Source organism: Actinomadura sp. K4S16 (genome assembly GCF_008327685.1).
In the GTDB taxonomy this organism is placed as follows: domain Bacteria; phylum Actinomycetota; class Actinomycetes; order Streptosporangiales; family Streptosporangiaceae; genus Spirillospora.
Genome location: NZ_BDDE01000011.1, coordinates 117,191 through 130,291 on the forward strand (window position 1 = coordinate 117,191; position 13,101 = coordinate 130,291).

Below are 13,101 nucleotides of genomic sequence, written 5' to 3' on the forward strand. Positions count from 1 at the left end.
ATCGGGATTCCGGTGTTTCGCGGGAAGTAATTACGGCACACTGATGTTGTGAAAAACGTGGGCGAGGATCAGACGAGCACCGGAGGCGCAGCTACGCGCTCCTTCGGCGCGCCGTCCGGCCGCACCGAGCGCGACACCCGCGCCCGGGTCGCCCGCCTGATCCTGGAACACGGCCCGGTCACCGCGTCCACGCTCGGCGAGCGCGTCGGCCTCACGCCGGCGGCCGTCCGCCGGCACCTGGACGCGCTGCTGGCCGAGGGCATGATCGAGGTCCGCAAGGCGCGGGTCCCGCAGTCCCGGCGCGGCCGGGGCCGGCCCGCCAAGTGGTTCGCCATCACCGACGCCGGGCGCAGCGCCTTCGTGCACGCCTACGACGACCTGGCGACCAGCGCCCTGCGGTTCCTCGCCGAGACGGCCGGCGACCGCGCGGTCGCCGAGTTCGCCCGGCGGCAGATCGCCGACCTGGAGCGGCGGTACCGGCCCGTCGTGCAGGACGCTCCGCCCCACCAGCGGGTCCGCACGCTCGCCGAGGCCCTGTCGGGCGACGGCTACGCGGCGGCCGCCGCCAAGGCGCCGCAGCCGGGCGGCGGCGAGCAGCTGTGCCAGCACCACTGCCCGGTCGCGCACGTCGCCGCGGAGTTCCCGCAGCTGTGCGAGGCCGAGACCGAGGCGTTCAGCCGGCTGCTCGGCACTCCGGTGCAGCGGCTCGCGACGATCGCGCACGGCGACGGCATCTGCACGACCCACGTCAGCTCGCGCTCGCTGTGCGGGCCGGGCGAGACCGGCGACGGCGGCGCACGCGCCGCGCATGCCGCCCCCGGCGGGGGCGAGGCGGACGCGGGGGCGTCCGCCGCAAAGCATCTGACCAGTGACGAGGAGTCCGGAGGGACCTCCCTATGACTACGGCTGCCCACCCGGAGCTCGAAGGGCTCGACAAGTACAAGTTCGGCTGGGCCGACTCGGACGAGGCCGGCGCCTCGGCGCGCCGCGGCCTGAACGAGGACGTCGTCCGCGACATCTCGGCCAAGAAGAACGAGCCCGACTGGATGCTCGACCTGCGCCTCAAGGGGCTGCGGCTGTTCAGCAAGAAGCCGATGCCCACCTGGGGCTCCGACCTGTCGGACATCGACTTCGAGAACATCAAGTACTTCGTGCGCTCCACCGAGGCGCAGGCCGCCTCCTGGGAGGAGCTCCCGGAGGACATCAAGAACACCTACGACAAGCTCGGCATCCCCGAGGCCGAGAAGCAGCGCCTCGTCGCCGGTGTCGCCGCCCAGTACGAGTCGGAGGTCGTCTACCACAAGATCCGTGAGGACCTTGAGGAGAAGGGCGTCATCTTCGTCGACACCGACACCGGCCTGCGCGAGCACCCGGAGATCTTCCAGGAGTACTTCGGCTCGGTGATCCCGGTCGGCGACAACAAGTTCGCCGCGCTCAACACCGCCGTGTGGTCGGGCGGCTCGTTCATCTACGTCCCGCCGGGCGTGCACGTGGAGATCCCGCTCCAGGCCTACTTCCGGATCAACACCGAGAACATGGGCCAGTTCGAGCGGACGCTGATCATCGCCGACGAGGGCTCCTACGTCCACTACGTCGAGGGCTGCACCGCGCCGATCTACAAGTCCGACTCGCTGCACTCCGCCGTGGTGGAGATCGTCGTGAAGAAGGACGCGCGCGTCCGGTACACGACGATCCAGAACTGGTCCAACAACGTCTACAACCTGGTGACCAAGCGCGCCGTCGCCTACGAGGGCGCCACCATGGAGTGGGTCGACGGCAACATCGGCTCCAAGGTCACCATGAAGTACCCGGCCGTGTACCTGCTCGGCGAGCACGCCAAGGGCGAGACCCTGTCGATCGCGTTCGCGGGCGCGGACCAGCACCAGGACGCCGGCGCGAAGATGGTGCACGCCGCGCCGAACACCTCCAGCAGCATCATCTCCAAGTCGGTTGCGCGCGGCGGGGGCCGCACGTCCTACCGCGGGCTGGTGCAGATCCAGGAGGGCGCCGAGCACAGCAAGTCCACGGTCAAGTGCGACGCGCTGCTCGTCGACCAGATCAGCCGGTCCGACACCTACCCCTATGTCGACGTCCGCGAGGACGACGTTGAGATGGGCCACGAGGCGACCGTCTCCAAGGTGTCGGAGCAGCAGCTGTTCTACCTGATGAGCCGCGGCCTCACCGAGGACGAGGCGATGGCGATGATCGTGCGCGGCTTCGTCGAGCCGATCGCGCGCGAGCTGCCCATGGAGTACGCCCTCGAGCTGAACCGGCTCATCGAGCTGCAGATGGAAGGAGCCGTCGGCTGATGGGGCTGGAGCAGAAGCCTCTCTCGACGCTGCACGAGAAGGCGTCCTACGAGGTCGCCGACTTCGAGGTGCCCACGGGCCGCGAGGAGGAGTGGCGGTTCACCCCGCTGCGCCGCCTGCGCGGCCTGCACAACGGCACCGCCGAGGACGGCGGCAAGGTCCTGGTGGAGGTCGAGGCGGCGCCCGAGGTGACCGTCGAGACCGTCGGACGCGACGACGATCGCCTCGGCAGGGCCTACGTCCCCGCCGACCGCGTCAGCGCCCAGGCGTGGAGCTCCTTCACCCAGGCCACGGTCGTGACCGTCCCGAAGGAGACCGTCGCCTCCGCGCCGACCGTGCTGCGGCTGCGCGGCGAGGACGCCTCGGCCGCCGCCTACGGGCACACCACGATCGTCCTCGAGCCGTTCGCCGAGGCCACCGTCGTGCTGGCGCACCGGGGCTCGGCGACCTACGCCGACAACGTCGAGTTCGTCGTCGGCGACGGCGCCCGGCTGTCGGTGATCAGCCTGCAGGACTGGTCGGACGACGGCGTCCACGTCTCCCACCAGCACGCCAGGCTCGGCCGCGACGCCCGGTTCGTCTCGCACAACGTCTCGCTCGGCGGCGACGTCGTGCGGATCTCCCCGTCGGTCGCCTACGAGGGGCCCGGCGGCGACGCCGAGCTGTACGGGGTGTACTTCGTCGACGGCGGCCAGCACCTGGAGCACCGCCTCCTCGTCGACCACGCCGTCCCGCACTGCCGCAGCCGCGTCGACTACCGCGGCGCCCTGCAGGACCAGGACGCGCACGCCGTCTGGATCGGCGACGTGATCATCCGCGCCGAGGCCGAGGGCACCGACACCTACGAGCTGAACCGCAACCTCGTGCTCACCGACGGCACGCGGGTCGACTCCGTGCCGAACCTGGAGATCCTGACCGGCGAGGTCGCCGGCGCGGGGCACGCCTCGGCGTCCGGGCGGCTGGACGACGAGCACCTGTTCTACCTCCAGGCGCGCGGCATCACCTTCGACGAGGCGCGGCGCATGGTGGTCCGGGGCTTCCTCGGCCAGCTCGTCGAGCGCATCGAGGTCGCCGAGGTGCGCGAGAAGGTGCGCGAGGCGATCGAGGCCGAGCTCGACCAGGGAGCGGCGAAGTGACCTACGTGAAGGTGTGCGCGCTGGACGAGGTCCCCGCCGACGGGGCGCTCGGCGCCGAGGTCGACGGGGAGCCCGTCGTCATCGCGCGCAGCGGCGACGACGTGTTCGCGCTGAACGACATCTGCTCGCACGCCGAGGTCTCGCTCTCCGAGGGCGAGGTCTACAACGGCACCATCGAGTGCTGGCTGCACGGGTCCTGCTTCGACCTGCGCAGCGGCAAGCCCACCAACCCGCCGGCCACGCAGCCGGTCGCCACCTACAAGGTCAAGGTCGAGGACGGCGACGTCTACGTCTCGCTCGCCGGCGACGACTGACCGCACGACGAAGGACTGTACGCACTATGGCCACCCTTGAGATCCGCGACCTCCACGTCTCCGTCGGCGACGGCTCCGACGGCGCGAAGGAGATCCTGCGCGGGGTCGACCTGACCGTGAAGGCCGGCGAGACCCACGCGATCATGGGGCCGAACGGCTCCGGCAAGTCCACCCTCGCCTACGCGGTCGCGGGCCACCCGAAGTACGAGGTGACCTCGGGCTCCGTCACGCTGGACGGCGAGGACGTCCTGGCCATGTCGGTCGACGAGCGCGCCCGCGCCGGGCTCTTCCTGGCGATGCAGTACCCGGTCGAGGTGCCCGGCGTCTCGGTCTCCAACTTCCTGCGCTCGGCCGTCACCGCCGTGCGCGGCGAGGCCCCGAAGCTGCGCGAGTTCTCCAAGGAGATGAAGGCGGCGATGGACGCCCTGTCCATCGACCCGGCGTTCGCGCAGCGCAGCCTGAACGAGGGCTTCTCCGGCGGTGAGAAGAAGCGGCACGAGATCCTGCAGCTGGAGATGCTGAAGCCGAAGGTCGCCGTCCTGGACGAGACGGACTCCGGCCTCGACGTCGACGCGCTCAAGGTCGTCTCCGAGGGCGTCAACCGGTTCGCGTCCGGCGACACCGGCGTCCTGCTCATCACCCACTACACGCGCATCCTGCGGTACGTGAAGCCCGACTTCGTGCACGTGTTCGCCGGCGGCCGCGTCGTGGCCGAGGGCGGCCCCGAGCTGGCCGACGAGCTGGAGAACGAGGGTTACGAGAAGTACGTGAAGGCGGGCGCTTCCCTATGAGTGGAACCGGGGGCCTTCTGCCTGAGGAGCTGAAGAAGGACTTCCCGCTGCTGGGGCGCACGGTCCGCGGCGGGAGGCCGCTCGTCTACCTCGACTCGGGCGCGACGTCGCAGAAGCCCGTCCGGGTGCTGGACGCGGAACGGGAGTTCTACGAGCGGCACAACGCGGCGCCGCACCGCGGGGCGCACCTGCTCGCCGAGGAGGCGACGGAGGCCTACGAGAGCGCCCGCGCGTCCATCGCCCGGTTCGTCGGCGCGACGCCCGCCGAGATCGTGTTCACCAAGAACGCCACCGAGGGCATCAACCTGGTCGCCTACGCGATGAGCAACGCGGCCACCGCCGGCCCCGAGGCCGAGCGGTTCGCCGTGGGCCCCGGCGACGAGGTCGTGGTGTCGGAGATGGAGCACCACGCCAACCTCGTCCCGTGGCAGCAGCTGTGCCGGCGGACGGGCGCCACCCTGCGCTGGTTCGGCATCACCGACGAGGGCCGCCTCGACCTGGACGACCTGGACGGCATCGTCAACGAGCGCACGAAGATCGTCGCGCTGACGCACCAGTCGAACGTGCTCGGCACCGTCCCGCCGATCGAGCGGATCGTGGCGCGCGCCCACGCGGTCGGCGCGCTGGTCCTGCTGGACGCCGCGCAGTCGGTGCCGCACCAGCCCGTGGACGTGGCCCGGCTCGGCGCCGACTTCCTCGTGTTCTCCGGCCACAAGATGCTCGGCCCGACCGGCATCGGCGTGCTGTGGGGCCGCGGCGAGCTGCTGGAGGCCATGCCGCCGTTCATCACCGGCGGCTCCATGATCGAGGTCGTCCACATGGAGGAGTCCACGTTCATGCCGCCGCCGCAGCGGTTCGAGGCGGGCGTCCCGATGACCGCCCAGGCCGTCGGGCTCGGCGTGGCGTGCGACTACCTCGCCGAGATCGGCATGGACCGCGTGCACGCCCACGAGGAGGCCCTGGTCGGCTACTCGCTGGAGCGGCTCGGCGAGATCCCCGGCGTCCGCGTCATCGGCCCCGGCACCACCGAGGCCCGCGGCGGCGCCGTGTCGTTCACCGTCGACGGCATCCACCCGCACGACGTCGGGCAGGTCCTGGACGACCAGGGCGTCGAGGTGCGCGTCGGCCACCACTGCGCGTGGCCGATCTGCCGCCGCTTCGGCATCCCGGCGACCACCCGCGCGACGTTCTACCTCTACAACACCCTCGCCGACGTGGACGCGCTCGCCGACGGGGTACGGCACGCTCAGAAGTTCTTCGGCACCGCCTGAGGAACACGCTGAGTGGTGCCCGGGTTGTAGCGAGAAAGGCTTGGAAGGGACGCCATGCAGTTGGAGGCGATGTACCAGGAGGTCATCCTGGACCACTACCGCAATCCCCTGCACAAGGGGCTGCGGGAGCCGTTCGAGGGGGAGGCGCACCACGTCAACCCCACGTGCGGCGACGAGGTGACGCTCCGCGTCCACCTGGAGGGCGAGGGCCAGGACGCCACGGTCGCCGACGTGTCGTACGACGCCATGGGCTGCTCGATCAGCCAGGCGAGCGCGTCGGTGATGTCCGACCTGCTGATCGGCAAGTCCGTGAAGGAGGGGATGGCCGTCGGCGAGGAGTTCCTGGCGCTGATGCAGTCCCGCGGCCAGGACGTCGCGCCGGACGAGGACGTCCTGGAGGACGCCGTCGCCTTCGCCGGGGTCTCGAAGTACCCCGCCCGGATCAAATGCGCCCTGCTCGCCTGGATGGCGTGGAAGGACGCGACCGCCCGCGCACTCGGAGAGGCACCATGACCGACACGCCCGCGACCGACACGCCCGCCGCCGAGGCCACCGACGCCGAGGTCCCCGCGGCCCCCGCCTCCGAGCAGGAGGAGGAGATCCTGGAGGCCCTCAAGGACGTCGTCGACCCCGAGCTCGGCATCAACGTCGTCGACCTCGGCCTGGTGTACGGCGTCGACCTGTCCGACGAGGTCGCCACCCTGGACATGACGCTGACCAGCGCCGCCTGCCCGCTCACCGACGTGATCGAGGACCAGGCGCACAGCGCGCTGGAGGGCCTCGTCAAGGACGTCAAGATCAACTGGGTCTGGCTTCCGCCGTGGGGCCCAGACAAGATCACCGACGAGGGCCGCGACCAGCTCCGCGCCCTCGGGTTCAACGTCTGACGGCTCCGCGGACCCGGTCCGCGGGCCCGGCCGGCACCGGTCGACGTGAACGATGAGGCCGCGCCCCGTCCGGGGCGCGGCCTCACGCGTCCCCGGGCCCAGCGATCCGCCGGAGCATCTCGACCGCCTTCGCGTGGTCGCCGGTGCGCCTGGCCTTGCCGTGCCGCTGCCGCATCGTGACGGTCTCGCGCAGCCGCCCGGACCGGCCGAGAAGGAGGACGGCGGTCGCCAGGGTCTCGTCCAGCTCGCGGCGGTACCGCCAGGGGAGCCGCCGCGCGAGAGGCAGCAGATGCTCCGCGTACTCGGCGGTGCAGCGGAGCGCCTCCTCGTCCGCGCCGCCGTCCAGATGGGCGGCGAGGCGCATGCGAAGGGCCATGGTGAACTCTTCCCCGAACGCGCCGGGGTGCGTCGCGGCGATCGACCGGTACAGCCCCACCCCCTCGTCGAGGGCCCTCGCGGCGTCCGCGTGGCGGTCCTTCTCCCGCAGCCGCGCACCGAGTTTGCACAGGGCGGCCGCGAGGTCGCGCCGGACCGCCCCCGGGTTGCCGAGCGCGGCCGATCGGAACAGCTCCACGCCCTCCTGGAGGTCCCGCAGGGCCTCGCCGTGCCGCCGGAGCGCGGCCAGGGCGTCGGACCGGGTGCACAGCGCCCCGGCCAGGCCGGCGCGGAACGCGACCGGGTTGGTCTCGGCGAGCTCCCGGCGGACGCGGACGGCGTCGTCGCCGGCCTCCAGCGCCTCCTCCGCCTTCCCCGTCTGCTCCAGCAGGGCGCTGAGGTTGGTGAGCGCGATGCCGAGGTCGGCCAGATGGGCGGCGCGGTCGACGGCGGTGAGGCGCCGGTACAGCTCGACCGCCTCGCCCGTGGCCGCGAGGGCGTCCTCGGGGTCCCCCAGCGCGGCGAGGCGGTTCCCGAGGTTGTCGAGCGCCCCGGCCAGCTTCGCGAGGTAGCGGGGCGGAGCGGTCTCGGCGAGCCGCCGCCGGATCCGCACCGACTCCCAGGAGGCCTCCAGGGCGCGGTCCCGGTGCCCCAGTTCGGCGAGGCGGTTGCCCAGGTTGTTGAGCGAGGAGGCGAGGTTCTCCAGCCTCGCGGCCGAACCGCTCTCGGCGAGGCGCCGGTCGAGCTCCACTCCCTCCTCGGTGGCCTCCAGCGCCTCCGGGCGCATTCCCAGGTGCGCCTGGCAGATGCCGAGGTTGACCAGCGCGCCGGAGAGGTCGGACAGGTATTCGCCCGGACGCTGTTCCGCCGGCCGCCGGTAGGCGGCGACCGCCTCCCGCGCGGACTCCATGGCCTCCGCGTAGAGCCCGGCCTTGATCAGCCGGCCGGTGAGCTTGGTATGGGTGAGGGCGCGGTCCTCGAGCACGCCGTCTCCTTCCCGCGGCGCCCGGCCGAGCCGCTGCTCCGCCCAGCGGCGGGTGATGGCGGCGACGCCGGGGTCCAGGTCGACGTCTCGCCGCTCCGGCAGCAGGGCCTCGACCGCGTCCAGCAGCGCGGGATCGAGGTCCGGCAGCTCGGCCAGGGCGGTGAGCGCGGCGCCGCCGGCCTGGACCGCCAGTTCGGGCCGCGCCCTGAGCAGGGGGAAGAGCCGCCCGTCCCGGACGTGCGGCCAGCGCCGCGCGGTCTCGACGAGCACGGTCATGGCGGAGCGGGTCCACGCCTTCCCGCCCGCCCCGAGCAGGCGTTCGGCCGCGTCGGCGGCCCAGGGGTCGCTCGGGTACGGGTGGTCATGGCCCGGGGTCGTCAGCGCGACGAAGTCCTCGCCGAGCCGGTCCGGGTAGAGCGGCCGCAGGACGCCGGCGGACCCGGGCGGCGGCGGGTAGCAGACGGCGTGGTCCTTGATGATCTGACCGGGGTGCAGAACGGACTCCACCTCGGCCCGGACCAGCGCCTCAACCGCCTCCGCGCGCGGAAGGCCGCCGGTCAGGGTGGCCGTGTAGACGGCCTGGCCCATCGCGTCCGCGCCGGTGCTCAGCAGGCCGCGGTGGAGCTCCTCCCAATGGACGCGCTCGCGCGACAGGAGGAACATCGAGACCTCCGCGGGCAACCGCGGCGCCCGGGCGCCCTCCTCATGGGCGAGCACCGCGGCGAGCGCGGCCATGTGCACCGCGAGCACCTGGGCGTAGCCGTCGTCCGCCATGACCGCTTCGGGCGCCGGTACGAGGCGCGCCCCGGGCACGTCCAGCAGCGCCGCGTACCGGTCGCGCGCCTCCTCGAACAGCCTGCCGCGGCCGTGCGCGCCCGCTTCGAGGGCGTCCAGGGCGCTCGCCCCGGCCTCCAGCCCGAGATCGGCGTCCAGCCTGTGCGCGAGGGTCTGCCACCAGGTGCCGGCCGGGCGCGCCAGCAGCAGCACCCGCACCTTGGGCCCTTCCGCGCCGCGCAGGTCGGAGAGCATCCTGAGCAGGTCGGCGACGTCCCAGCGTTCGGCGTAGTCGGCGACGACCAGCAGCCCCCGTGCGGCGCGCAGGTCGCCCGGCGCGAACTCCGGCGGCGCGGCCGGATCGTGGCGGTGCAGCGCGGTGAGGACCGTCCAGCCGTCGGCACTCCAGAGCCGCGCCGCCTGGGCGGCCAGGCGGGACTTGCCCTGCCCTCCCGGCCCGTGCACGAGCCGCACGGACAGTGCCGCCCGCCCGTCGCGCCACTCGCGCAGGCCCGCCAGTTCGGCCTCGCGCCCGGTGAACGGCACCGCCTCGCTCTACACGCGGAGCAGCCGGCTCGGCTGGGCCCGGGCCTCGGCCGCCGAGGGCGGGGAACCCCGCGGCCGTCACCACCTGAGGCGGTACGGGTCCTCGGCCTCGTACACGACCATGTCGCGGCCCGCCTGGAAGACCCGGCCGAACGGCCCCGCCGAGGCGCGCTGGGTCAGCATGCCGTCCCGGTCCCTTCAACTCGATCACCGCCATGGGACACCGCCGCGCGGCGGCGGGCAAGCGGGGCCGCCGACCTGGCCGCGGTCGGCCGCCGCGGGCGGGCCGCTTCTAAGGTGGCATCTGTGAGAGATGCGTTCCCCGGGAGCGATCCGGCGCTGGTCGCCCGCCGGGCCGCGTCGTTCGGCGGCGAGGCGGCGGCCTACGCGAAGGAGCGTCCCGACTATCCGGACGCGGCCGTGCGGTGGGCGCTGGAGCCGGTCGCCGGGCGCGGGCGGCTCCGGGTCCTGGATCTCGGTGCCGGGACGGGCAAGCTGACGCAGGTGCTGCTGCGGACGGGCGTGGACGCGGCCGGCGTGGTGGCCGTGGAGCCCGACGCGGCGATGCTGGCGGAGCTGCGGCGGCGCGTGCCGGGCGTGCGGGCCCTCCGGGGAAGCGCCGAGGCCGTGCCGCTCGAGGACGGAGCCGTCGACGCGGTGCTCGTCGGGCAGGCCATGCACTGGTTCGATCCGGACCGGGCGCTGCCGGAGATCCACCGGGTCCTCGCGGAGGGCGGCGTCCTCGGCGGGCTGTGGAACACCGACGACGACCGGGTGCCGTGGGTCGCCGGGCTGAAGCGGGTGGCGCGCAGCAGCGTGTCCGCCTCGAACTGGCGGTCGAAGACGCTGCCCGAGACCCGGTGGTTCCCGGGGTTCGAGCGGGCCGAGTTCCCGCACGCGCAGCGGCGGACCGCCGAGTCGCTGGCGGCGACCGTCGGGACGCACTCGCACATGCTGGTGCTGGACGCCGAGGAGCGCGCCGCCGCCCTCGGCCGGGTGCTGGAGTACCTTCACGGCACCCCGGAGACGGCCGAGGGGGAGTTCGACCTGCCGATCGTCACTCTTGCCGCGCGTGCTCCGCGGGGTCGCGGGTAGCGTCCCCGGGCGGCCTGGGCGGCCAGACGGTGGTGGTGATCGGCCACAGCGACCAGACCGCCAGGACGAATCCGAGGCGCCCCGGCCAGGCGTCGAGGGCCCGCGTGCGGTCCGCGTCGCCGACCAGCGCGATCATCGCCAGGAGCAGGCCGCACGCGATGGCCGTGGCGAGGACCGCCTTGCCGAACTCGCGCCACTCGTGGCGCGCGCGGGCCGCCCCGTACCTGGGGCTGCGCGTGGGCGGCGGGCCGCCCGCGAAGCGGTGGGCGAAGCGCTCGTCCGCCCAGCGCACCATGCTGTGGCCGAACGCGACCGAGTAGCCGAGGTAGGCGGCCGCCAGCCCGTGGCCGGTGCCGGCGGTCGCGCCGCCGCGCAGGTCGACGACCGCGGCCGCCAGCAGGACCAGGTCGAGCAGCGGGACGCACAGCAGGAGCGCCGCGCCGGTGCGGCGCAGGCGCAGCGCGTAGCGGGCGAGGAGGCCGGCGGCGAGGACGACCCAGAAGCCGATCTCGCATGCGGTGATGACCGCCAGGAGCACGTGGAATCCCTTCTCGACGCGGGTTTCCATCGTCTGCTCCGGACGGCCGCCGATCGTCGTCTGCGGTGAGGTTCCGGGGGTCGTCCGAAGGATGTACGGGCGCTCCTCACCCGGGCGGAAGTGGAGACCCCGGCCGGGATGCTGAGATGGACGCGTGCACAGCCTCCGACGTCTCACCACCCCCCAGGACGCGCTGATCGCCGCGGCCGCGTTCGCGGGAGGGCTCGTGGTGCTCGCGGCGCACGGCCACACGGTCTGGTCCGAGAGCTGGAACCCGCCGTTCGCGGTGCGGCTCGTCCCGCTGGCCGGGCTGTGCGCGGCGATGCCGCTGAGGCGGACGGCGCCGCTCACCTGGCTGCTGCTGGCGACCCCGTTCAACTTCGTCGACGTAGCGTTCGGGCCGAGCCTCGCCACCGCGATGATCTACGGGGACGCGCTGTACGCCGCGAGCCTGTACGGGCGGCGCCGGACGGCGGAGTGGCTGCTCGGGACGACGCTCGCCGCGAGCCTGGCGGTGGCGGCCGCCGTCGCGTTCGCGCTGCGCGGCGTCGCGGTCGGCGTGCTCGCGGCGTCGCTCACCGGGGTGGTATGGGTGACCCCCGTGCTGACCGCGATGGCGGTCCGGGAGCACCGCTCCCGGGCCGAGGCCGAGCGCCAGCGCGCCGAGCAGGTCGCGCGGCTGGCCGAGATGGACCGGCGGGCCGCGGTGACCGCCGAGCGCGCCCGGATGGCCCGCGAGCTGCACGACGTGATCGCCAACCATCTGAGCGCGGTCGCGCTGCACTCCTCGGCCGTCCTGAAGGTGCAGGGCCTCGACCGGGAGGAGGTGAACCGGGCCATGGAGGTGATCCGGGAGAACAGCGTGCGGGGGCTGGCCGAGATGCGGCGGATGATCGGGCTGCTGCGCGAGGGCGACGCCGAGGACCCGGCGGCCCGGCCGCGCCTGGCGGAGCTGGACCGGCTCGTCCGGCACACCGCGCGGCCCGACCTGTCGGCGCGGCTGGAGGTCGCCGGCGAGCAGCCGGACCTGCCGGCGGCGGTCGAGCTGGCCGCCTACCGGATCGTCCAGGAGGCGCTGACGAACGCGCTCAAGCACGCCGGGTCCGGGTACGCCGACGTGCGGGTGGAGTACGCGGGCGGGCGCGTGGTGATCGACGTGCTGAGCCCGCTCGGCCCGGACGGCTCCCGGCTGCCGGGCACCGGCAGCGGCCTGGTCGGGATGCGCGAGCGCGCCGTGATGCTCGCCGGCAAGTTCGACGCCGGGCCGGACGGCGGCCGGTGGCGGGTGCACGCCGAACTGCCCGTCGACTCGCTGAGCGGGGCGGCATGAGCGGCGAGCCGAGCGGGACGAGCGCTGAGCAGGGCCGCGTGGGCGGCGGGCCGGGCGGTCCGATCGAGGTGCTGGTGGCCGACGACCAGGCCGCCGTCCGGGCGGGGCTGGTGCTGATCCTCGGCGCCGCGCCGGACGTCCGGGTGGTCGGCGAGGCCGCGGACGGCGCGCGGGCGGTGGAGCTGGCCCGCGAGCTGCGCCCCGACGTCGTGCTCATGGACGTCCGCATGCCCGTCCTGGACGGCATCGCCGCCACCCGGCGGATCGCCGGGTTCACCGACGTCCTGGTGCTGACGACGTTCGACATGGACGAGTACGTGTTCGGCGCGCTGCGGGCGGGCGCGGCCGGGTTCCTGCTCAAGGACGTCGACGCCGACAAGCTGGTGGAGGCGGTGCGGACGGTCGCGGCGGGCGAGGGCATCATCGCCCCCAAGGTCACCCGGCGGCTGATCGGGGCCTTCGCCGCCCGGCCCGCCGTGCCCGCCGAGGTACCGGGGCTGGCCGAGCTGACGCCGCGCGAGCGCGAGGTGTTCGCCTGCCTCGGGGAGGGCCTGTCGAACGGGCAGATCGCCGCCCGGCTCGCCATGGCCGAGACGACGACCAAGACGCACGTGAGCCGCATCCTCGGCAAGCTCGGGCTCGCCGGCCGCGTCCAGGCGGCCATCCTCGCCCAGGAGACGGCCGTCACCGGGCTTTCCGGCCTTGATCCACATAAGGGATCAACCGGGGCGGACTAGGCCCGCAGCGGCG

Annotated in this window: 13 protein-coding genes; 11 read left to right on the top strand and 2 right to left on the bottom strand. The window is 73.5% G+C overall.

Annotated elements, in window-relative coordinates; genetic code table 11:
- Nucleotides 1–57: 57 nt before the first annotated feature.
- The 8 genes from K4S16_RS07705 to K4S16_RS07740 are packed head-to-tail and all read left to right on the top strand — an operon-like array spanning nucleotide 58 to nucleotide 6,708.
- Nucleotides 58–900 carry a metalloregulator ArsR/SmtB family transcription factor gene (locus tag K4S16_RS07705; RefSeq protein WP_268843218.1) on the top strand — a complete coding sequence of 281 codons (843 nt, stop codon included), beginning with the start codon at nucleotides 58–60 and terminating at the stop codon, nucleotides 898–900.
- Entirely contained in the window at nucleotides 897–2,309 is a 1,413-nt protein-coding gene (gene sufB / locus K4S16_RS07710) for a Fe-S cluster assembly protein SufB (RefSeq protein WP_149258177.1), read from the top strand. The genes K4S16_RS07705 and sufB overlap by 4 nt, the downstream gene beginning before the upstream one ends.
- Nucleotides 2,309–3,445: a Fe-S cluster assembly protein SufD gene (gene sufD, locus K4S16_RS07715; protein ID WP_149258178.1), complete on the top strand. Its 1,137-nt coding sequence runs from the start codon at nucleotides 2,309–2,311 to the stop codon at nucleotides 3,443–3,445. Before sufB ends, sufD begins: the two co-directional genes overlap by 1 nt.
- Nucleotides 3,442–3,759, top strand: a complete 318-nt coding sequence (locus K4S16_RS07720; RefSeq protein WP_149258179.1) for a non-heme iron oxygenase ferredoxin subunit — start codon at nucleotides 3,442–3,444, stop codon at nucleotides 3,757–3,759. The genes sufD and K4S16_RS07720 overlap by 4 nt, the downstream gene beginning before the upstream one ends.
- A 26-nt stretch (nucleotides 3,760–3,785) precedes the next feature.
- A complete protein-coding gene (sufC, locus tag K4S16_RS07725; protein ID WP_149258180.1) occupies nucleotides 3,786–4,550 on the top strand; it encodes a Fe-S cluster assembly ATPase SufC in 765 nt (254 codons plus the stop codon).
- The gene (locus tag K4S16_RS07730) at nucleotides 4,547–5,821 is read left to right on the top strand and encodes a cysteine desulfurase (RefSeq protein WP_149258181.1); all 1,275 of its coding nucleotides are present in this window, start codon (nucleotides 4,547–4,549) and stop codon (nucleotides 5,819–5,821) included. The genes sufC and K4S16_RS07730 overlap by 4 nt, the downstream gene beginning before the upstream one ends.
- 54 nt (nucleotides 5,822–5,875) lie before the next feature.
- A complete protein-coding gene (gene sufU / locus K4S16_RS07735) occupies nucleotides 5,876–6,334 on the top strand; it encodes a Fe-S cluster assembly sulfur transfer protein SufU (protein WP_149258182.1) in 459 nt (152 codons plus the stop codon).
- On the top strand, nucleotides 6,331–6,708 hold the full coding sequence (locus K4S16_RS07740) for a metal-sulfur cluster assembly factor (RefSeq protein WP_149258183.1): 378 nt from the start codon (nucleotides 6,331–6,333) through the stop codon (nucleotides 6,706–6,708). The genes sufU and K4S16_RS07740 overlap by 4 nt, the downstream gene beginning before the upstream one ends.
- A gap of 82 nt (nucleotides 6,709–6,790) precedes the next feature.
- Here K4S16_RS07740 and K4S16_RS07745 read toward each other — a convergent pair whose 3' ends face one another.
- On the bottom strand, nucleotides 6,791–9,388 hold the full coding sequence (locus K4S16_RS07745; RefSeq protein ID WP_149258184.1) for a tetratricopeptide repeat protein: 2,598 nt from the start codon (nucleotides 9,386–9,388) through the stop codon (nucleotides 6,791–6,793).
- 306 nt (nucleotides 9,389–9,694) lie between these two features.
- Between K4S16_RS07745 and K4S16_RS45595 the strand changes: the two genes are divergently transcribed.
- Nucleotides 9,695–10,483, top strand: coding sequence for a class I SAM-dependent methyltransferase (locus K4S16_RS45595; RefSeq protein ID WP_149258185.1), 789 nt, complete (start codon nucleotides 9,695–9,697; stop codon nucleotides 10,481–10,483).
- On the opposite strand, the gene K4S16_RS07755 is transcribed toward K4S16_RS45595, so the two are convergent.
- Nucleotides 10,446–11,051, bottom strand: coding sequence for a hypothetical protein (locus K4S16_RS07755; protein ID WP_235036645.1), 606 nt, complete (start codon nucleotides 11,049–11,051; stop codon nucleotides 10,446–10,448). The two genes, K4S16_RS45595 and K4S16_RS07755, sit on opposite strands and share 38 nt — an antisense overlap.
- Nucleotides 11,052–11,175: 124 nt before the next feature.
- Here K4S16_RS07755 and K4S16_RS07760 point away from each other — a divergent pair, with 124 nt between their 5' ends.
- Together K4S16_RS07760 and K4S16_RS07765 are read left to right on the top strand one after the other, a co-directional pair.
- Entirely contained in the window at nucleotides 11,176–12,351 is a 1,176-nt protein-coding gene (locus K4S16_RS07760) for a sensor histidine kinase (protein WP_149258186.1), read from the top strand.
- Nucleotides 12,348–13,088: a response regulator transcription factor gene (locus tag K4S16_RS07765; RefSeq protein WP_149258187.1), complete on the top strand. Its 741-nt coding sequence runs from the start codon at nucleotides 12,348–12,350 to the stop codon at nucleotides 13,086–13,088. The genes K4S16_RS07760 and K4S16_RS07765 overlap by 4 nt, the downstream gene beginning before the upstream one ends.
- The last annotated feature ends 13 nt before the right edge of the window (nucleotides 13,089–13,101 follow it).